The sequence below is a fragment of the Nostoc sp. genome (genome assembly GCF_036916975.1).
In the GTDB taxonomy this organism is placed as follows: Bacteria; Cyanobacteriota; Cyanobacteriia; order Cyanobacteriales; family Nostocaceae; genus Nostoc.
Window position 1 is genome coordinate 57,783 of the sequence record NZ_JBALFF010000082.1, and the last position, 20,865, is coordinate 78,647.

Annotated in this window: 11 protein-coding genes; 4 read left to right on the forward strand and 7 right to left on the reverse strand. The window is 42.6% G+C overall.

Annotated elements, in window-relative coordinates; translation table 11 throughout:
• Window positions 1–12: 12 nt before the first annotated feature.
• The 5 genes from V7K73_RS21120 to V7K73_RS21140 all read right to left on the reverse strand — a co-directional run bounded on the left by V7K73_RS21120 (window position 13) and on the right by V7K73_RS21140 (window position 10,698).
• The gene (locus V7K73_RS21120; protein ID WP_334882741.1) at window positions 13–1,515 is read right to left on the reverse strand and encodes a right-handed parallel beta-helix repeat-containing protein; all 1,503 of its coding nucleotides are present in this window, start codon (window positions 1,513–1,515) and stop codon (window positions 13–15) included.
• Window positions 1,512–5,579 (reverse strand): TonB-dependent receptor, encoded by a 4,068-nt coding sequence (locus V7K73_RS21125; protein WP_334882743.1) that lies wholly within the window; start codon window positions 5,577–5,579, stop codon window positions 1,512–1,514. Before V7K73_RS21125 ends, V7K73_RS21120 begins: the two co-directional genes overlap by 4 nt.
• Complete coding sequence (locus V7K73_RS21130; protein ID WP_334882745.1) at window positions 5,576–7,117, reverse strand: hypothetical protein; 1,542 nt, start codon at window positions 7,115–7,117, stop codon at window positions 5,576–5,578. Before V7K73_RS21130 ends, V7K73_RS21125 begins: the two co-directional genes overlap by 4 nt.
• Window positions 7,118–7,464: 347 nt before the next feature.
• Window positions 7,465–8,028 carry a hypothetical protein gene (locus tag V7K73_RS21135; protein ID WP_334882747.1) on the reverse strand — a complete coding sequence of 188 codons (564 nt, stop codon included), beginning with the start codon at window positions 8,026–8,028 and terminating at the stop codon, window positions 7,465–7,467.
• 171 nt (window positions 8,029–8,199) lie between these two features.
• Window positions 8,200–10,698 (reverse strand): beta strand repeat-containing protein, encoded by a 2,499-nt coding sequence (locus V7K73_RS21140; protein WP_334882749.1) that lies wholly within the window; start codon window positions 10,696–10,698, stop codon window positions 8,200–8,202.
• An 831-nt stretch (window positions 10,699–11,529) separates the two neighbouring features.
• Between V7K73_RS21140 and thrC (V7K73_RS21145) the strand changes: the two genes are divergently transcribed.
• A complete protein-coding gene (thrC, locus tag V7K73_RS21145) occupies window positions 11,530–12,834 on the forward strand; it encodes a threonine synthase (RefSeq protein ID WP_334882751.1) in 1,305 nt (434 codons plus the stop codon).
• 157 nt (window positions 12,835–12,991) lie between these two features.
• On the forward strand, window positions 12,992–13,267 hold the full coding sequence (locus tag V7K73_RS21150) for a ubiquitin-like small modifier protein 1 (protein ID WP_334882752.1): 276 nt from the start codon (window positions 12,992–12,994) through the stop codon (window positions 13,265–13,267).
• An 844-nt stretch (window positions 13,268–14,111) separates the two neighbouring features.
• Here the strand turns inward: V7K73_RS21150 and V7K73_RS21155 are convergent.
• On the reverse strand, window positions 14,112–15,767 hold the full coding sequence (locus V7K73_RS21155; RefSeq protein WP_334882959.1) for an iron uptake porin: 1,656 nt from the start codon (window positions 15,765–15,767) through the stop codon (window positions 14,112–14,114).
• A gap of 322 nt (window positions 15,768–16,089) precedes the next feature.
• On the opposite strand from V7K73_RS21155, the gene V7K73_RS21160 reads away from it, so the two are divergent.
• Window positions 16,090–18,444: a hypothetical protein gene (locus V7K73_RS21160; protein WP_334882753.1), complete on the forward strand. Its 2,355-nt coding sequence runs from the start codon at window positions 16,090–16,092 to the stop codon at window positions 18,442–18,444.
• A 102-nt stretch (window positions 18,445–18,546) separates the two neighbouring features.
• Here the strand turns inward: V7K73_RS21160 and V7K73_RS21165 are convergent, their stop codons facing one another.
• On the reverse strand, window positions 18,547–18,738 hold the full coding sequence (locus V7K73_RS21165; RefSeq protein ID WP_334882755.1) for a hypothetical protein: 192 nt from the start codon (window positions 18,736–18,738) through the stop codon (window positions 18,547–18,549).
• Window positions 18,739–19,714: 976 nt separating this feature from the next.
• Between V7K73_RS21165 and thrC (V7K73_RS21170) the strand changes: the two genes are divergently transcribed.
• Complete coding sequence (gene thrC / locus V7K73_RS21170; RefSeq protein ID WP_334882757.1) at window positions 19,715–20,806, forward strand: threonine synthase; 1,092 nt, start codon at window positions 19,715–19,717, stop codon at window positions 20,804–20,806.
• Window positions 20,807–20,865: the final 59 nt, after the last annotated feature.

Below are 20,865 nucleotides of genomic sequence, written 5' to 3' on the forward strand. Positions count from 1 at the left end.
AAGTAGGGAAGGCTAGCGAATTGCTGGTTTTGCTATGGAGCGAACAATGGTATTAACAGCAGGTTCAGAAGTTCCATATTGGGGATGAGTAGCGATCGCACTGAAGCGATCGCCCGTTTTTAGGTTTCCCAATTTATACGAGAATCTCCCATCTAAATTCACATTCACCTTTGCAATTACTTTATTTAGTGGTCCTCGAATTTCTGTATCTTCACTAACTTGATAAATTTCCACCACAGAACCAGGGCTAGCAAAGCCATCTAGAAGTACTGTTCCATCTTGAGGACTAATAAAAAACTCTGGACTCAAAAAGCGTGGCGCATCAATGCCAAAATTACCTGTTTTGCGATGACGCTGATATGTGTCATTTACAGCATTTTCCCCATCGCCTTGCTCATAGTCTTGCACACCAACATGGTATTGAGTCACTAAGTCAATACTCAATCCCTTTAATTTAGCAAACTGATTATTTTCAATCCGGTTTCCCTGGCTTGGCGGATAAGCTGCTATTACCACACCTGGCCCAGACTGATCGGTAATCTGGTTATTAATTACTTCATGGTTATTACCCATCAAGTAAATCGCCGCTCGACGCAACATCTGACCATTATTTTTGATTCTATTAGAACGAATTTTTACTGAACCTTCTGGCTTAAAAAGGTATATAGCACTGCCAGCATTTTTCTCAATTTGGTTGCCGATAATTTCAGCATTACTAATTACCCCTTCTAAACGGATCGCATCGGGCATTCCAGCAAAACCATTGCCAGTAATGATGTTGTTTTTAACTTGCAAATTCTCTGCCCGAACTGAGGTAATAATAGCGCTACCATCATGATTAAAAATACGGTTATTTTGGATAATTGTATTTACACCATTAAAAACAGAAACTCCAAAGGCAGAATTGCTTGGAGGTCTAGTTTCAATAATGATATTTGGTGATATACCCAACCAGTTATTTTCGATGACGACATTCGTCGGTGGTGGTTGTTTAATATCGATTGGGCTAATGAAAATATCCGCAGGGGGAAGACTCGCAGTATCACCGTGGCGATAAGTGAAACCATAGAGACTCAAACCCCGAATCGTAATATTATTTGCTGCTACCGTCAAACCGCGAAAAATTACAGAATTATATGCGGGAGTTATGGTAACAGTTGGTGTTGCTGCTGATCCGCCTTCAATTACTAAGCCTGGACTAGTCAGGGGTGGCAATATTTCTGTAAGTTCAATAGTATTTTGTTGGGGAGGCAAATTAAACTCAATGCGGGAAGAACCTTTACCACCGAGAGATTGCACCTGAGTTTTTTCGCGATCGCTCAATTTATCAATAGACAGCTTACCATTGACAATAGCGATCGCTTCTCGTAACGTCACGACATCATCAGCTTGGATAGCGCCATCTTGGTTACTATTCACCACAACTCGCACAGATAAGTTTTGAGTTTGGCTAAAGGCAACATCTGGTAATGTCGCCAGAAACAAAAAAACAGCTAGACTAATTTGAAGTTTCATATTTTCCCTACCTCTGTAACTTTGCTCCTCTGCTCGCGGATTTTTTGGATCAGGGTTTGTATTGTAGACTCCTGCTGCTGACGTGGTGCAATTTTTTGTTGTCCAAATCCATCAAACAATTCGTTAAGCTTGACAGATACACCTAAGTATGCACCTCCCGCAGAGCGTGTACCAGAAAAATCTCGGTCATCAACTTTACCAAACACATATCCAGCCGAAACGCGCAGGTTAGGAGTCAGATAGTAACCTGTTTCCAGAACAAAGCCTGTTTCGCTGTAGCTAGACTGACTAATTACACGAGCCTCACCCACCAAATCCCAGCTATATCCCAAACGATAGGTAGTGCGGAATTGGGCCAGATTTACTGTGCTAGTACCAGCTAAATCGCTAGCTATGTAAGAAGTACTGTTACGCAAGGCATACTTACCGTAAAATTCCCATTGCCAGTTAGGAGCATATATAGCTTCTAAAGCGAAGGTATGGTCTTGGGAACCCGTACCACTTCCTAACAGAATGGTGTCAGGGATAATTGAGGGATTTTGGCGATATTCATAACGCAACAAAGCATTAAATTTATCGTTGTTCGGATCACGGTAAGCTAAACCCACCTTTAAGTTAGCAGTATCTCCCAATCCTGAAAGCGTTTGATTGGAGGAACCAGCTTGTTGATAACGGACTAAAGCCGTGAGAGCCGGAGAAATTTTACCTGTAATCCCGGCGCTAATTACTGTATTGCTACCGCTAGAAGAAGAACGATGTTCATAACGAGCGCTGGCTTGAAATTGCGGATTATCAGAGTATTCCAGCCCCACACTATAGCTATCGCCACCATCAAATCCGATAGACGATGCTGATTGACCAAAAGCGAACGGTTGGGCATATTGTTGGCCTGCTCCAGTCCGTCCAAAGAAGTTGCCAAATACGTGTTCGTAAGCAAGATTCAGCCGCAATCCATGAGCAATAGTCCAACGATTATTTAGACCAATTGCCCCTTGAGTGGTCATTTCATTAGCACCACCCAAAATTGAGTAACGACCAGTCAAAGTAGTATCCGATCCGAGTTTGTGTTCACCGTTGACACTCAAACTGGTGATGGAATTACCGGAATATTGACCGCTAGTGTAAAACTGTTGGGCTAGACTGATATTTACACCAGGAATTGCTGCCCAATTCAACCCAAAAATGGTACGGTCTGGGTAAACACTATCTTTTTGGGAAGATAAACTTAGTTCATTTTGCGCCTGAAAAGTCAGGTTATTCGCAATAGGAACTGAAAAACGCGATCGCAATTGATCGGAATTACCACTTAAGGCGCTGTCGGGGATGCGGTCTTCTCGTTGACGATGAATCCAATCCAGATCAATAGTAGCTTTACCCAAGCGTTGTTGAATCCCGGCGGAAATCGTCGTCAGCGAATTATCAACTTTGCTCCCAGGTATGGCTTCAGAACGCGGCCCAAACAGTTCTTCAAAAGTATCTAGCGGTTGGGGAGCAATCCCAAAATTGTCTTCGTGGTCATATTGCGCCCTGACATTGGTAGTTGAGCTAAGTTTAGCTGTAACCTGCGCTCCATAACGGCTTTGTCCTGGGACAAAGCTGATAGTGGCATTATTGGCAAAACCTGTATCAGCAAAGCGATAATAGGCGCGAGCTTGAATCCCATCAGTGATTTTTCCCTCAGCTTCCAAGCGGTAAGCGTCACCTCTAACTTTTCCCACAACGTCAGAATCATTACTAGAATGAGCATATTCTGCGATTAAATTACCCTGATTACCCAAAGAAATCAGCGCATCTGCACCGTAGAGTTGAAAGTCACGCACTCCCTGATTTTCTTGAACGTAAGTTGCTCCAATCCAGCTTTCGGAGTTGGACTTACGGGAAAAGTTATATTGCAAACGACCAGCATAGATATTGCTATCAGAGTTTTGGCTGTCGTATTCATAGGTAACAACAATCCGGCGTACTAAGACTTGTCCGACTTCATCTATATCGGTGCGGAGGATGGGTTCGCGGAATATTAAGGTACCGCGATCGTAATCAATTTCGTAGTCTGGGCCTCGGTTAAGCTGTTTGCGTTCTAATACAGTCCCAGGACGATTGAGTTCTTCTAACTCGATAAAGACATTTTCGCTACCTGGTTGTAGTATCCGACGGGAGAGGAAGTAATAACCACTAGTGCCATCAGGAGCAATAGTATCCCGTTGAAAGCCTTCTAAATGGTTGCCATACAAACCTGTAATTTGTAGGTTCCCTAAATTGTAGTTAGCCTTAAAACCGTGAAGTTGACGGGTGATAGAAGTAAATTGCTGCGATCGCCGCGCAAATTCTTCTGTATTGTAGTCACCCCACATGGCATAATCAGGGGAAGATCCAGGGATACCAGTTGAGCGCTCCAAACGCAGATATAGGCTGTCAATAGAAGGAGCGAGGACATCAACTTTCGAGCTATCGCCATAGACAGGATAATTTTGCTCACTGGATTGGTAAGTTTTAAATAGGCGATTATTGCAGTCGCAATCTTCATTGAGGTTACGAGAACTGTTATATGCGCCTGTAAACAACCATTGCCCGATCGCACCAGTGGCAAATACCGCCGAGTGGAAATCTAATTGTGTTCCATTGTCTTTGTCAGGAGGAAGGAAATCACGGAAACTGCCGTAATAATTTGTCCCTCTAGCGCCCAAACGTAAATCTATTATCCCTGTCACCAAACTCGGACGCAGCGCAGTTTCAAATTGTAGTTGAGTAAAGCCTTCTAAATCATTAGTGATGGCGCGAATCGTGACAGTTTCGGCTTTGAGTTGCGATCGTAAACTCGCTGTAAATTGCCCCCCTTTCGCCTCGACTTGAAATCCAGGTTGATCGGGTTTGAAGTCTGTCCCCACAAACTCCCCAGCACTGGGTATCAAAGTTACAATAGCATCGCGGTTAGAGCGATTACCATTTGCATCAATCAGTTGACCCTTGATTGTAGCCGTAGAACGTCCATCGGCTGGAATACGTGACTCAACTGTTTCTAAAGTTATTTTCAGCGGCGCTCCCCGGACTGCTACTTGCACTGTTACAGGCGGTTCTGTTGCACCAACAACTTGTGCAGATATGGTGTTTGCACCTTCTTTTAACGAGACACCATACCATGTCTGCGTTATTAAGTTAGTACTAGCATCAGTTTCCGTTCGTCCAATCAACGAAGAGTCTACCAACGTGCCATTTACCCGCAATTCCACCTTACTACCAACGGGAAATTGCACAACTACCGTAGTAGCTTGTACATCTACAACACTTTTAGGCGTTGGAGTCAAAATTTTGAGCGCTGTAGATATGGGGGGAGTGGCAGGGAGTATAGAAGGGGAGGACATCGGCAGATTTTCATTTACCCCTTGTCCCTGCGCGTCTTTGTTGACTACTCCGGCAATTTTGCGTAAGCCTCTAGGCAATTCCACAGAAGTTGCTGGTTGAAATGGTTGTATTTCGGTTGGAGAAGCTGGAGACTGTGGCTCAGTGTCTTTGTGTGCGTCGTTGTTATCCGCTATTTTGGCAATTTCGCGTAAGCCTCTAGGCAATTCCACAGAAGTCGCTGGTTGAAATGGTTGTATTTTCGTTTCCCTTAGCTGGATATCTGGAATTGAAGTATCAGTAATTGGTGCTGGAGAAGTTGAGGCAACTTCCATCGGTGGAAACTGCTGCTTGGAAGTTCCTACAAGATCGGGAGAATTTAGGCGTTGTTGAATTATTCTCCTTAGCTTTGCGCCTTTGTCTTGAAAATTTCTGATTGCGGGAAGCTGACGATCAGACTTTTCGCTGGGTGTTTGCGTTTCCCCTATTTCATATCCTGAGACAGCAGTGCCAGAATTGGCACCTATAATTTTTTCAGACACTTTGTCTTGATCGGTTTGATCTTCAACAGCCTTCTGTGTTTGCAAAGGAGAATCAGGGAAAACCTGATTTTCGTTGGTAAGTTCTGCTTTGACAATAGCAGGATACAAAACTAAGACCAGAGCTACTGGCATCGCCCCCATCAATTTCAGGTTAAATATAGTTGTATGGTGCAGTCTGGGTTTCATTTTTTGACTGGCTCCTGAAATGTGGGGGTGACAGCGAAGTTCATCCGTACCAAGCCACCAGGCTCTAAACGCACCAAGCGAGATTGGCTATTTCGTTCGCGGAATTTTTGATTGGGAGCCAAGGTGTAACCAGGAAGACTACTGAGGTCTAATACCCCTGTGTGGTATCCAGGTAAGACATTAGCCAAGGAGAACAAACCATTAGGATCTGTAGTGATGCGGTTTCCGTCCTCCATAACAATCACTGCATTTGGTATTCCAGGTTCACCAGGTTGTTGTTCACCATCAAAGTTTTTATCAACAAATACTCGACCGATAATCGTGCCACAATCAGAGACGATTCCTGGATTAATTTTCAACTGGTAGGTTGCTGGTCCATCTTTGATGCTAAAACGGTTATCAGCTCGTTGGGCATTAACGATCGCACTATTGCGACCCGTTCCCCGCACCGCATCGGCTGTTAATTGAGCAGCGTAGGCAATATTCAGGACTTTCTCGCTGGGAATTGTTACATCTGTTTGCAATGTCACTGTGTTACCATTGCGAACAGATGTGAGAGTGACTGGTTGACCATCTAATTCTCCCCGCACAGCTTTTGGCAAAAACTGGAATCCTAAAGGTAGGTTGTCGGTGACAACTATATTATTCAAACCAGCATCAGCTAAATTTTTCACCGAAAGACGGTAGATTACCGTATCTCCAGGTTCAGCAGCTGCGCGATCGCCTGTTTTGATAATTTGTAACTGATTGGCTTGACACATATTTGTAGTAAATTCAAAGGCTGATAAGTCCAGTCCTACTGTTTCTGCATTAGGAACCAAGACAACTGTTTGCTCTATCCTGGTTTCGCCTGTGATACTGATTGGTTGACCATCTAGAGAACTAGCGACATATCGCACAACACCGTTACCTTGTGTACCTGTGCTATTAAGGATTTCAATCTTGATGCGCCGTTGTTTGTAGATAGAATTTGCTGGTGGATTGACTACAAAAATGTAAGTTCTACCTGGATCAGTTTGACCTTTATTCGGATCGAGTAGGAAATTGTAGCCACCCGCAGGATTATTCGTAATAAAGTAGGGGTTACTATTCTCGATATTTGGCGATTTACCCCCAGGAACCTTGTTATTAGGAATATCAGGTAACTCTGTTCGAGTTAGAGGAGCCAAGTTTCCCAATTCTGTCCCTGTAGGATCGCTAGCGTTAGGTTCGTATATCCCAACTGAAAAACCTGTATAGTCAGGTATAATTGCGCCATTGCAACCTAAAATCCGCCCTAATGGATCAACTAATGGTGTAGGATTAACATTAAGCTGACTAGTAGTTCCTTCATATCTATAATTATTTTTAGAATCTGTATAAGTATAAGCAGCTTGATTTATCAATGGCACAGACGTAGCCGGATTGTTAGTCTGTTGTGCGATCGCTGGTAGAGTTATAGTACTATGCAAAAAACTTCCCAGGATAACAGTTGTTGTTAACCGTCGCCACCAGTTATTGCTAGAAGTAATTTGCTTTTGGTTTTGAGGACGGCTCACTAAACATACCTCCTCTGGGATGCCAAGGTTGTTATTAACAAAAACACTGCTTTATGTGAAAAAATCTAAATAATTGAATAGTATTTAATAGACATTTCCAAAAATTAAATATGCGTTATCGAGAACCATTGTATAGACGTAGTAGTTCTACGTGTCTACATTTGACACTGCGATGTTTATGATTCTTTTTTGGAGATGTTTACCGCAAGTTGATTGCTACAGTAATGCAATTGGATTGGTTAAATATTGCGTGAAAGTTGTTCTTGGTCATTTACTAATTACAAAGGACAAATGACCAAGGACTAATGACTAATGACTAATTGGACTTTGGACAAGCCCAATTTCAATCAGCGCACTTGGGTTTGATAAGTTGCCTTGACTATTGTCTTGGCTGCAACTGACGGAACCTGTAAACGGATGTGGGTGTAAGCAATAGCTGGTGCTGGTTTAGTTTCCACTTTGCCGTCAGGAAGAGTAACTTTTACAGTGGGATTTTCGACAAAGCTGCGCCCACCATCAATGCTGTAACTAATTTTTGCATCATTGGTGACAGTCGTAGATTTAAGCACATATACCATTCCTTTAGGAATAGGCTGATTGAGAGTCAGATTTTTAACTGGGCGATCGCTCTTATTCTCACCAGTTAAGGTATATCGCAACACATCACCTGGCTGCACCACACCTTGACCTTTCAAAGGTTGCCATCTCTTACTTTGCTTACCTTGTTGATCCTGTGCCACTACTTGCTTTTCTGCTTCTAAGTGCAGCTGTAACTGCCCTTGAGGTTTGACATTTTGAGCGATGGCGCTTGTAGAATGCCATAGAGAAGCCATTCCCGGCACTTGACTGACAAATGGAACGGTAGCAATGAGTGCGATCGCTCCTAAACCTGCAAAAGAAAGACGCTTCATATAAATAACCTCAAAAAACTTTCACAATGTTGATTGCTAACTTATCTTTCCCTGTTTTCGCTGGGAAATAATCAGTTTGTAGTTGGGGATTTAGGGCTAAATTGCCAACTACAAACACAGATGCGCTATCACACCCCTCTTTGTAAAAAAAGAGGGGTGAAATCAAACTATCTAGTTAACCTTGCGTTGGAAGGTAAATGTTCTTAGAACACCAGGTGCAATCTGTCCAGTAGCAGTATTTACATACTTTGTGACATCACTATTTACCGTGGTTCCAGTTTGATCGACGCCAGAGCTAGTAGCTGGATTACCAGTGAAGAACTGGATAGTTGAAGCCCCAGAATCTTTAGCCGAACCAACAATGTTGCTGGTATCAATTTGACCACTGGTATCGTTGTCTAGCGCCCAGTTGTTGGGGCTTTGCGTACCATCTTCACTAATCACAATCTTGTCAGCATTCAGAATTACATTTCCGGTTCCCACTTGAGCAGTAGAAATATTTTTGTAACTAATCTGATACTCAATAATGTTGCCTGGGGCAGGTTTTTTGGGTGTAACACTAAATGTACCATCAGCACTATTTACTAGTGCTGGACCAGTTCCTTGTAAAATTCGTGACTGTTTCAGCAATTGCAAGAAGCCAGTGTATACACGGTCAATGCTGACGTTAGTAGCTGCGTCATCAGGTAAGCCATTATTGTTTGCATCAATAAAAGCCGTAACCGGTGTGGGGAAGCCGCGTTCTATAATAGCTGTGACAGCTGCACCTTGAGCAGTAGTATCAGTTGAGAGTGGCGTACCAGCAGGCAGGTCAACGCTTATACCATAGTTAGCTTTACCACCATTGGCTGCAACTGCATCAATTCGCACTGGATTAGTGGCGCTAATTGGGTTACCACCGACACTACCCGCACCACTTCCTGTCACGAAGACAAAGCTTGTGCCATTGTACTTATAAGCAGCTGATAAACCTTGATATGATACTGTCACCACTGTATTCGTAGGCAAATCACCTGGTGTATTTGGTGGTGTAGGTATAAGAGAAATATTGGCAGCAGATGTACCAGTATTCTGAACTGTGTTAGTAAAGGATACCGCAGCTGGATCAACTGTTGAGCCAGGAGCAATATTGGGTGGAATTAGTGCTGATTTATTAGTGAAGTCATCACTGTTGTTGGTTGGACCAACGGCATCAGGCGCTCCATTTGGCCCATTCAACACAGAGGTGGGACTGGGGACTGTGAGGGTCGTTGTGTTTACAGCACCAGTAGTACTATTGGTAGCAGTGTTATTATTCTGTGTGTCAGTCGTCGTACTAGTAGTACCAGCGTCTGGTGTAGTAGCAAAGGTGTTATTGCTAGAGTTATAGTTATCTGGGTTTTGGTCACCTGAGTTGTCATAGACTTTGCTGGTCGGGTCTCCAGCAGTTGTACCAGCCACTTGAGCGATGTTGCTAATAGTTGCTGAGGGAGTATTTGCAGCAATACCACTTGCCTTAACTTGGATGTTAAAACCGCTAACTGTTGTCCCAGTACCAACTGAAGTGACAACGCTAGGATCGTTAACGAAACCAATCCGTGTAACTGAACTCAAGGAGCCTGGTGCGGTATATGACCACGTAGCGCTTTCAGCATTTGTAGTAGTAGCAGTAGTGGTGTAAACTACTTTCCAACCTGTCGGAGCAGTTGGAGTGGCATTAAGTACTGTATTTGCTGGAATAGCATCAGAAACTAAGATGTGGGCGGCACCATCAAGAGAGATAGTTGTACCAGCCAAAGCTGCGGGAGTAACACCACTATTAGTTACATCGTTACTCTCAACCCGCAAGCTCAAACCATAAGTTAGTAGGTCATCACTTAGGCTAGAAGTGCCAGCATTATCATAGGCTGTCTTAGTTTTGAGGATAGTTGCTAACGCTTTAGTTTTAGCAGTATTTCCTACTGTAATCTTCTGGGTAACACTGGCTTCTCTCACACCATTGATTGAAGCTCCTGCTGCGTTATTATTATCTACAGTGTAAACGTCGCCACCATCAGCACTCCGGGGTTGGTTTTGAGCATCACCAGGAGTTTGTCCTAATTGGACAGTGATAATATCGCCTGTTTGAGCCCCAGCTTGCACGGTAACTGGTACACGCACCAACACACTACCATTAACTGGGATTGCACCTGTAGTTAGTCCACCAGCAGGGATATTTGTCCAGGTTGTACCGCCATCAGTACTGTATTGCAAGTTACCAGATGTAGTACTACCAGGTAATAGACCCGAAACTGTGGCTGGTCCTGTTGGTGTCGCTAAGTTAGGAATCTGGAATTTGGTGAGGTCGTTACCGACGTTGGTTACAGTATAAGTGTAAACTAGTGTATCACCAGCCTTAGTACTAGCACCTGGGTTAGTTTGATTTGCAATCCCAGAACCTGTAACAGTAATACCAGCCACCTCTGCTATAGTCACGGTGACGGCGTTAGATGTGGCATTGATGGGACTCCCTGGCGCATTGGGATCTTCGTAGGTCGCTGTCGCTGTGTTACTTATAGATGTACCTGCTTTAGTACCGTCAGCTAGTACAGGTGCGACAAACTGGAAAAGGCTACTACTTAATAATGCTGTTGCTACTAGAGACTGATAGCGCTGGCGCTGCTTGTTGAGAGATTTGTTTCGGTTTACCATAGAAGTAGTTTGTTTATTTGCTGAACTTGTATCTTGGGTTTTGAGACAGGATAAGGTTCGGCAATTCCTTAAGAATTACCGATTAGACGAGCCAAAACGTTAGTGTTTGGGAGATGTCTATTTGAGGAGTTAACTTATTGGCTACTCCTGAAAAACTAGATTGAGGCAATAAACAGAAAAGTTATTGCCTACTTGTTTTACGCTTACCGTTGATTATCAAGGCTAGCGATCGCAAATATGGGTAACTTACCACTGTGTCCTGCTGAATCATCCATGTAAGTAGAAATGTAACTTTGGCAGCAAAATAAATCTTCCGTATAAATAACTAACTTCTTTAACGATGAATTGAGTGCATCAAAGCTGAAAAATCAACTTCATTTTGGCAATACATAGAGCAATTTTAGGGGTTTAATCAGACGTTAAAAACCATAAAACTTATATATAGAAAGGTTTTTGAATTTTTACTGTCATAATCTCACTACCTTGTGGAGTCATTTAAATAAAAAAATATAAGCTTAACGAAGTGATCTAAATCACTTAAAATTGAATAAAGATTTCAATCAATGCAAGTTCATCATAGATGTAATGCAATTTAATCATATTAAATCGCAGCGTTAATACTGAGTACCTGAAACTATGATCTAATTTTTTAACAAAGCCAGTAAAAGCATAAATACCCAATATAGCGATTACGGATATAAAAATTTTACAGAAATCTATTTTTTCAATACTAAGAATACCCGACATTTTTAATCGGGTATGTTTGACTGGTATTTTTGCTCGTGTTAGTATCAAGCGACAGCAGACAGACAAACTTATTAAAGCTAGTTTATGACTCAGGCAACCCAAACCCAAACCCAAACCAGCACTGCCTACTTTAAAGCCTTGAAGTGCAAGGAATGTGGTGCAGAATATGAACTCAAAGCCAGTAACGTTTGTGAGTTATGTTTTGGGCCTTTAGAAGTGAAGTATGACTACAGCGCCCTCCGTCTAACTGTGACTCGTGAAACAATTCAAGCTGGTCCCAATTCAATTTGGCGCTATCGTCCCTTTTTGCCTGTTGCAACTGACAATGTTATAGATGTGGGAACGGGTATGACTCCTTTGGTTCGTTCCCACCGCCTTGCCCGTCGCCTGGGTCTAAATAAGCTTTATATAAAAAATGATGCCGTTAATATGCCCACCCTTAGCTTTAAGGATCGGGTAGTTTCAGTTGCTCTATCGAGGGCGCGAGAGTTAGGTTTCACTACCGTTTCTTGCGCTAGCACTGGTAATTTGGCAAATTCTACAGCTGCGATCGCAGCTCACGCAGGTTTAGATTGCTGTGTGTTCATCCCCGCAGATTTAGAAGCCGGTAAAATTATCGGTAGCCTGATCTACAGTCCCACTCTGATGGCAGTAAAGGGTAACTACGATCAAGTCAATCGTCTCTGTTCAGAAGTTGCTAATACACATGGCTGGGGTTTTGTCAACATCAATCTGCGTCCTTATTACTCTGAAGGTTCCAAGACGTTAGGTTTTGAAGTTGCAGAACAATTAGGCTGGGAACTACCCGATCATGTTGTTGCTCCCTTGGCTTCTGGTTCACTATTTACAAAAATTTATAAAGGATTCCAAGAATTTATTGAAGTTGGTTTAGTAGAAAACAAGAAAGTCCGTTTCAGTGGCGCTCAAGCTGAAGGTTGTTCACCCATCGCCCAAGCCTTCAAAGAAGGACGCGACTTTATTAAGCCAGTAAAACCGAATACAATTGCTAAATCGCTAGCGATCGGTAATCCAGCAGACGGTATTTATGCTGTGGAGCTAGCTCAGAAGACTGGTGGTAACATTGAATCAGTCAATGATGCAGAAATTATTGATGGCATCAAGCTGCTGGCAGAAACCGAAGGCATTTTCACAGAAACGGCTGGCGGTACAACTGTGGCGGTGCTGAAAAAACTGGTAGAAGCTGGCAAAATTGATCCAGATGAAACTACCGTCATTTACATCACCGGCAATGGTCTGAAAACTCAAGAAGCAATTCAAGGCTACGTTGGCGAACCCTTGACTATTGATGCAAAACTCGATAGTTTTGAACGTGCGCTAGAGCGATCGCGTACTCTGGATCGCTTGGAATGGCAACAAGTCCTTGTATAGTTAGGAGTTAGGAGTTAGGAGTTATGAGTTATGAGTTTTTTATGCATAACTCTTGACTTTATTCCTCACTCCTCACTCCTCGCTCCTCGGTCCTCACTCCTCGCTCCTCACTCCTAACTCCTCGCTCCTCACTCCTAACTCCTCACTTTCTACTTCTATGGCTGTAACAGTTTTAGTTCCTACGACTCTTCAGAATTTGACTAATAACCAAGCTAGTCTAGAATCCAACGGTAGCACCATTGCTGAATTGTTGGACTCCTTAGAGCAAAGCTTTCCTGGAATTAAATCGCGGTTGTGCGATGATGAAGGAAAGCTCCGTCGCTTTGTAAATTTTTATGTCGATAGTGAAGATATCCGCTATTTAGATGGTATTAACACAGCCCTGAAAGATGGCGATGAAGTAAGTATTGTCCCAGCTGTCGCCGGTGGTTAATACAGAGAATACCAAATAAACTAGAAGCCTGACTAGACAAAGCTTTGAGATATTGCCTGGTTCCCAGTCTCCGGCTGGGAATACTCATTAGTGGGCTGATGCCTCTTTTATTCGTGGCATAGACGATATAACCAGTATTTCCTTCTTAGATCGTGAAAATGAGATTTTCTCCGGTATTTTGGTTGAAGTTGACACAAGGTGAACTTTGTGGAGAGTAATTTTTTTCTAGTATTATCGACAACAGTCCTAAGTAAGTGGGTCAAATTAAATATAAAACCTCACCCTACCTCCGGCTTCCCTCTCCAAAGCATCAAAGAGGGATTGAGGGTGAGGTTTTTTCTTATTATGTTTAACTAGTTCCGGGGGTTTAAGTCCTCCGGTTCTAAAACCGGTAAGTAATGCGATTGGGGTTAAATCGCACGTTGTAATGCGAGTCGGAAACCGTCCCCACAACAGCACTCTTCATTACAAAACAAAATTGACGAATTACGTACAGCCCAAAGGGCCATGAAAACCGCGCAGCGTGCCGGAGGCTCTATTACGAATTACGAATTATTTTAATTACGTCTACCTACTTATTATAGATATTTGCATACACCCTATGGGAAGATGCCCTATGAATATAATAATGAGTAAATTAATTGGGGATGTTGTTATGCACTGGATTTATATAGAGGTTTGGCAGTGAACCAAACCTTATTTTTATATCTATTTAAAATGAGATATAGTGTATAAAAAATTGACTAGAGGGGATTGCAAAAGGGATTTTTATTGTTTTTTGCGCCCAATTGGGTATAAATATCTGTCAATATTTAAGTTCAATAATATTTATTGATAAGCGGAATTAAAAAAGAAAAGTACTCCGTAGAATGCCGATGGTAACTGAGTCACTATCTGGTGTGTGACCAGGCTCGATGATATGAATTATTCCTGGTGTAATGCTGATGTTATCTGTTAGCTGAAAACGATAAAATGCCTCAATTTGAGTAGTCGTCCCTGGTTGTCCACCTGCACGTCCTAAACCAGTATTGACAAAATCAGGAACATTATTTCCTACAGGTAAGTTGCTACTGGTAATTTTAGGAGGTTGACCGACATAAATTCCGCCCAAATTTCCTTTAGCAAATAAATCAGGAAAATTCAGAAACACCATATAATTTGTCGTCTCTACATTTCCCGATTGCCCAGGAATGTAAGATTTAGTATAACCACCCCATGCACCGGCGCTAATGCGGGGTGAAATTTGCCAAGTTACTGTCGCACCCACAGCGTTGGTTTGCAGTGGTGCTGATTTTCCGGTACTGGTATTAACTGTAGTTAAGCATTCATCGCCAACAAAGGTTAGTAAACAACCATCCGAAGAGTAATTGTTAACGTAATACAAACTTAAATCTAGAGTATCGGTTGGTGTCAGCAGCAATTGCACACCTGTAGTCGTGCTTCCATCAAATAAACCGCTACCTTTACCAGAATTTCCTGGTTGATAACTAGTATAAATTGCCTGCAAACTAGCGCGTTTAGCAAGTTGCCAATCAATAGCTATACCGCCGTGACCGTATCCCATATTTAAAATTGGGTTTCTTTGGGCAAAATAAGATAGCGGCCCTGTTGCAGCACTTTCTACCCGATTTGGACCTCGGAAAGCAGCTGGCATACTTACGCCTTCTGTTCCCACCATTACTGCTAATTTATCTGTTACTAGCCAATGAAAATTGAGGTCACTTACAATCAAGCTATCTGTAGGAAATTCGTAGCCAAGTAAAACATCATTCCGAGAAACACTATTAGTAAATCTAGGCGAAGTTTTTCCTTTACCATCTAAAAGACCTGTAAACAAATAACTACGGGGAGTTATTTGACTAGTTAAATATAGTTGCGCTAGGGATATGACATTAATGTTTGTCCCCGCATCATTTGTATCTTTTTGTCCATCTCTAGGATTGACATCACCACGATTGCTAGTCCGTCCTTGAATACCAACTATTAGTAGTCCGCTGAGTTTGGTTGTTGTTGAGAATTGGTTGGCTTGGATTTCGGCGGTTCTGGCTTCTAAACTATCGACACGACCGCGCAAAGTTGCTAATTCAGGAGCAAATTCTGACTGCAACTTTTGTAATATTGCTAAATCTTCGCGGGTGACTAAATCGCTGGTGGCTGTAGTGATTAATTCGTTGACTCTATCTAAACAAGCATTCACGCCAGCAGCGAATTCATACCGACTTAAGGCACGATTACCTCGATAGTTGCTATCTGGATAACCAGCTATACAACCATAGCGTTCTACCAAAGATTGTAATGCTTGAAATGCCCAATCGTTGGGTTGTACGTCCTTGAGTTGAGAAACCGATGTAACTTGCGCCATCGGATTTATTGGGGAGAGGAGAGGGGCATTTAAATCTACACTCTCTTGCGCCTGAGTAGTTTTTGTATCTGTGTACTCTTGTGCTAGAGCTTTTTGTGCAACTCCATTTACTCCCGCAATTAGTAACCATGCGAGCATCCAGATTTTGCTATGACTGCGGCTAATAAGTCTACCTTTCAACTTTTTACACTCTGCTCACATACTTAAGTGACAAGTGTATTCGCTATTGTCTAGCGTTCACATGGGAAAATTTACGTATTTTGTCCCAAATGAGACTTAATGCTTCTGGGCAACTTCTGAAAGGACGAGTATAACAGGGTATTAGGTAATAGGGAGTGGGGAGTAGGGAGTAGGGAATAGGGGAGAAGTTGCATTAAATGTTTCCCTTCTGCTTCTTGTGCCTCTTGTGCTTCTTGTGTCCAATACCAAAAAATATCCACTGGATTGATTGAAAACTAATATGCCAAATCGCTCACGCAAGCTGACGCCAAAAACCTGTAAACAAAATAAACCTCATGCAGGTATGGTGAAACGCGTCGTTAAAAAACCCCAGAAAAAGCTAAAACGGGGAAGTTGGTTGTCGTCAATGCTAGCGATCGCAATTCTCTTAAGTAGTGCTAGTCTAATTATGGCTTTTGCCTGGATTAGTATTCTCTTCATCTTCAATCCTGACCAGGTAAGCTGGCTAAATAAAATTTTACCTGTATGGGCGCAAATCCCCCTTAGTAAGCACGAACGCCCCCAAACTCTCAAACAAATTCAACTCGATTTGAGTCAAAAAAACCAAATATTTGGGGAAACTCTGCCTTTACATCAAAATGTGGAAAACTCCTTTTTATTACCAGTTTTTCAAGAGCGTGCTAATTGTCAATCTGATTGTAAAAAACTTGTAGAACTCAGGGTTTATCAACGCTCAGAAGAGTTAGAGTTTAAATCTCAGTCAAAAAATTACTACTATCTGGCAACTCAATTACCTGTAACTAGGCCAGATGAATCCTTTGTGATTTCTCCCTCACTTGATGGGACATTAGAACCCCAGGATATCAGCATTCCCCTAACTTTAACTGAAGTGCAACGCTTTGAAGGTGGGACACCATCACCAGGTGTTTGGTTTAATTTGTGGGGTAAACGACAACAAGGTACTGGTGTCTTCGCCTACGGTTACGTTGTATACTACAATCCAGAACGCACAAACTTACTACAAATGTTGTCTTGGACTAGTCCCAATGGACAATTGCCCAAATGGCAGCAGGTAACTGGTGATAGTACCAAAGAGTTAGTTGTTGACCAAACTATAGGTTTAGAACCGCACTTACAGGTTTACCAAGTCAAGCCTCTGAAGTTATTCCTCAAACCAATTCAATTAGAGACGATTACCCTCAAATCACCAGCCCTCAAGGATTATGCCTACCAAAACGCCCTGTCAATTGCCCGTAGTGGACTGTGGACACCTGCCTTTGAATGGTTGAAGTTTATCAAGAAACAGCACAAAGGAGTTTTGCCAGAGGCAGCGCAAGCTCAAATGGATTTGATTCGCTTGCACTCCCAACTTACTAAAACCCAAGCCCAGAAAAATTGGGCAAGTCCTAGTCAACAAGTGCTAGCAGATTTGATTGATGGTCGTTGGGAGAAAGCTTTACAGGTGTTTGAAGCGTCGCCAAATAATGCTCAAGAAATTGCTACCCTACTCAAAGCTGATAAAAAACGGTTGTGGAATCGCATGGCGGCAGCGTTGCGGATGAACCCAAATAGACCAGAGGTGCAAGCTTGGTTTGCTTTAATTTTAGCAGTTCAGCAGGGAGAAGAACATGCTAATTCTTGGTTGAAGGCGCAACCAAAAATTACAAAAGATAATCTTGCCTATATTCAAGATTTGTTAGCAAGACTTAATGGTGAGGGTGCATCGCAAATATCCTCTACTCATCCTAGTCGAATTGTTGGTACAGTCCAACCAATCACTCAAGTTACTAACACTGAGTGGCTTCAACCAAATTCCTCAGTAGACTTGAAACTCACAGATAACCAATGGTATCAAATAGAGGTGAGTGCATTTAATGACGGGAAACGCTGGCTAAATTCCCCCTTTGAGACTTTCAATCTACCCAAAACTGACGCCGCGAAATTTTTATGGAAAACTTTGGGAATCACTTCTGACCCGGAAATTCAAATTGTGGTATGGTTGCCAAATGGAGAACAAAAAATTACTGTAGCCGCTATTAAAGCGGTGCAACTACGGGGTAAAGTTTTGCGGCTATTAGCTGCTGGCCCCAAAATCCCAGAGAATCAAAACGATGTTCTCCAACCTAAACCTTTAGCCTTGACAAATGCAGCACTGGAATGGGTACAGCCATCTCCTATCACTCTACAACAACTGCATCAACAAAATCCCCAAGGGGTGAAGGTAATGTTATCGAGTGTGTGGCAATCTTTGCAGCAATCTGATGAAGTTCCGGGTGGCGCTATTCCTAGCTTTGAGCAGATGCAAGAAAAGTTGGGCGATTGGCCGGTTCAAGTGATTGATTTAACAAATAACGGTAAACCAGAAATAATACTGACTATCTCAGCAGCAGCAATAGCATCCTTGAATCAGCCTAAACCTGAAATTCAAGGGAAAAACCCAGAGCAACGCCGTGACCGGACTATAATTTTGTCTGATAGCAATAAAGTTATTTATACTGATTTTACAGGAAATAACTTACAAAGACTATCTGCTTTCGCCAAGCTTTCAGGGGTGCAATCCTTAGCTTTATTAGTCGAAAATGCTCATAACTACAGTTTGAGGCGCTGGTCAGAGAAAAATCAGCGCTTTGAATAGCACGCCCCTTACTGAAATTTACCCCTCACTTAAATTTAGATTAGAGAGGGGAAAAGCGACGCCGAATAGCCCGTCGTAGACATCGCTATCTGCAAAACTGAATTATTCTTTTTGGTTAGTTTCAGCTAAACGTTGCTGCTTCAGGTTTTCCAACTGCTGTAACAGAGAGTCTACCTCTGCTTGTAAATGCATCAACTTAGCTTGCTGATCGTCTTGATAATAAGACTTGGTTAACTTACTGACCCAGTTAGCGTGGGACTCGCGATCGGAAACACTAGATAAACAAGTAGGCATCGCTAATTAAATCCAAAACTTAACTCACACCATTAGCAATATTATAATATTGCTTTTTTAAGCTTTATTAAAATATTGTATATTTTCAATCGATTACTCTAATGAATGGATTTCAGGTTCAATCATAAGAGACAGCGATCGTAATGGCTATGTTCCTGAGAAAACATTGCCCCAAGTGTACAAAACTTCCTTCCATTCGATGGTACTTAGCAATAGTTAATTGATAGCCTGCCAATTCTAGTTGTATTAATTATTCTCGCTGTTATTGAGTAATTTACCTCAAAAATTCCCTGTAGATGATATTAAATTACGCCAGATTAGGAAAAAATCTAGTGTAAAGCACTTACCTCTGGTGTATAGGACTTACGCTCTCAAGGCAGTGAAAGCCTTGATTTACCGTAGGGGCAATTCATGAATTGCCCCTACATTTCGTACTTGATGCGTAAGTCCTAGTGTAGAGTCTTTGTACCACTTGCCTACGGCACGCTCCGCGAACGTGGAAGCAAGCTAGCAAGAGCGTCTTTCTCAGCACAAAGATAAAACTACCGCAAAGGAAAGGCAGGTTACTGCGTATTTTAAGTTAAAAAATGCAGAGATTAAAGTGGTAAAATATACAGAAAGGTGTTCGCGGAGCGCCTAGCACAGAAGTGGCATTTTGCAAAGTAGGAACAAGTGTTTCAGAGAGTTATTACGTAAGTCCTATAAATTTGTTTATCATTTTTCACTTTGTCAGCATCCCCAGGTCGCCGTGGCGGTTATGATAAACTGACATTCTAAATAAAATAAAAATGGCAAAAATCAAACGCCTGTACCACAAAAAATAATATTCTTACATAATATTCATTTTGGAACTAGGGGACTTCTAACTGGAACAGGGCAAAGAAAAATTCACTTTCTTCCTCATTCCCGATTCTGCGCTTCCCTATGCCACCCTTTCTAAATATCCAATCCAAAACATTAAGAAATTTTAAATCCCGTGACTTTGAGCCTGTCTGTTGCTAAATCTCATCGCCAACCCTGGCCCGGACTGATAGAAGCCTATAGCGAATACTTGCCTGTCAGCGAAAAAACTCCGATTGTGACTCTGTTGGAGGGTAACACACCCCTAATACCAGCGCCAGCGATCGCAGAACGCATTGGCAGACAAGTACGGGTTTTTGTAAAATACGACGGTTTGAATCCCACCGGCAGCTTCAAAGACCGGGGGATGACTATGGCAATTTCCAAAGCCAAGGAAGCAGGCGCAAAAGCAGTAATTTGTGCCAGCACCGGCAACACCTCAGCCTCAGCCGCCGCTTATGCAAGGCGTGGAGGCATGAATGCCTTTGTACTGATTCCCGACGGTTATGTGGCGCTGGGCAAATTAGCTCAAGCTTTACTCTACGGGGCAGAAGTATTGGCAATTAAAGGTAATTTTGACCAAGCCCTAGAAATTGTCCGCGAGATGTCCGAAAGCTATCCGGTGACTTTGGTAAATTCCGTCAATCCCTACCGCCTAGAAGGGCAAAAAACAGCAGCCTTTGAAATAGTAGATGCGCTGGGTGATGCCCCAGACTGGCTCTGCATTCCTGTGGGCAATGCGGGAAATATCACAGCATATTGGATGGGATTTTGTCAATATCATCAAGATGGTAAATGCGATCGCTTACCCCGAATGATGGGATTCCAAGCCGCAGGTGCAGCCCCCTTAGTACACGGTCAGCCAGTAGCAAATCCCGAAACCCTAGCGACAGCAATTCGGATTGGTAACCCTGCGAGTTGGGACTTAGCTGTTGCAGCCCAAACCGCAAGTCAGGGTAATTTCCACGCCGTTACCGATGCAGAAATTCTCGAAGCTTATCGACTTTTGGCATCATCAGAAGGTATCTTCTGTGAACCTGCTAGCGCCGCTTCGGTAGCCGGATTGTTGCAGGTAAAAGATCAAATTCCTACAGGGGCGACAGTGGTTTGTGTCCTCACAGGGAATGGTCTAAAAGACCCAGATACAGCGATTAAACACAATCACAGTCAATTTAAACAGGGTATTGCAGCAAAATTGGGTGCAGTAGCCGAAGCAATGGGATTTTAAGCACTCTAGAAGTAAATGCGATCGGAATAGCTAATTGAAAAATTGCTTCGGCAAAGTCC

Bases quoted from the DNA above. Each gene is read 5' to 3' on its own strand.
- thrC (WP_334882751.1), top strand. From the start codon at position 11,530: ATGACTCAGGCAACCCAAACCCAAACCCAAACCAGCACTGCCTACTTT.
- V7K73_RS21135 (WP_334882747.1), bottom strand. From the start codon at position 8,028: ATGAAGCGTCTTTCTTTTGCAGGTTTAGGAGCGATCGCACTCATTGCT.
- V7K73_RS21125 (WP_334882743.1), bottom strand. From the start codon at position 5,579: ATGAAACCCAGACTGCACCATACAACTATATTTAACCTGAAATTGATG.
- V7K73_RS21150 (WP_334882752.1), top strand. From the start codon at position 12,992: ATGGCTGTAACAGTTTTAGTTCCTACGACTCTTCAGAATTTGACTAAT.
- V7K73_RS21155 (WP_334882959.1), bottom strand. From the start codon at position 15,767: ATGCTCGCATGGTTACTAATTGCGGGAGTAAATGGAGTTGCACAAAAA.
- V7K73_RS21120 (WP_334882741.1), bottom strand. From the start codon at position 1,515: ATGAAACTTCAAATTAGTCTAGCTGTTTTTTTGTTTCTGGCGACATTA.
- V7K73_RS21160 (WP_334882753.1), top strand. From the start codon at position 16,090: ATGCCAAATCGCTCACGCAAGCTGACGCCAAAAACCTGTAAACAAAAT.
- V7K73_RS21140 (WP_334882749.1), bottom strand. From the start codon at position 10,698: ATGGTAAACCGAAACAAATCTCTCAACAAGCAGCGCCAGCGCTATCAG.
- V7K73_RS21165 (WP_334882755.1), bottom strand. From the start codon at position 18,738: ATGCCTACTTGTTTATCTAGTGTTTCCGATCGCGAGTCCCACGCTAAC.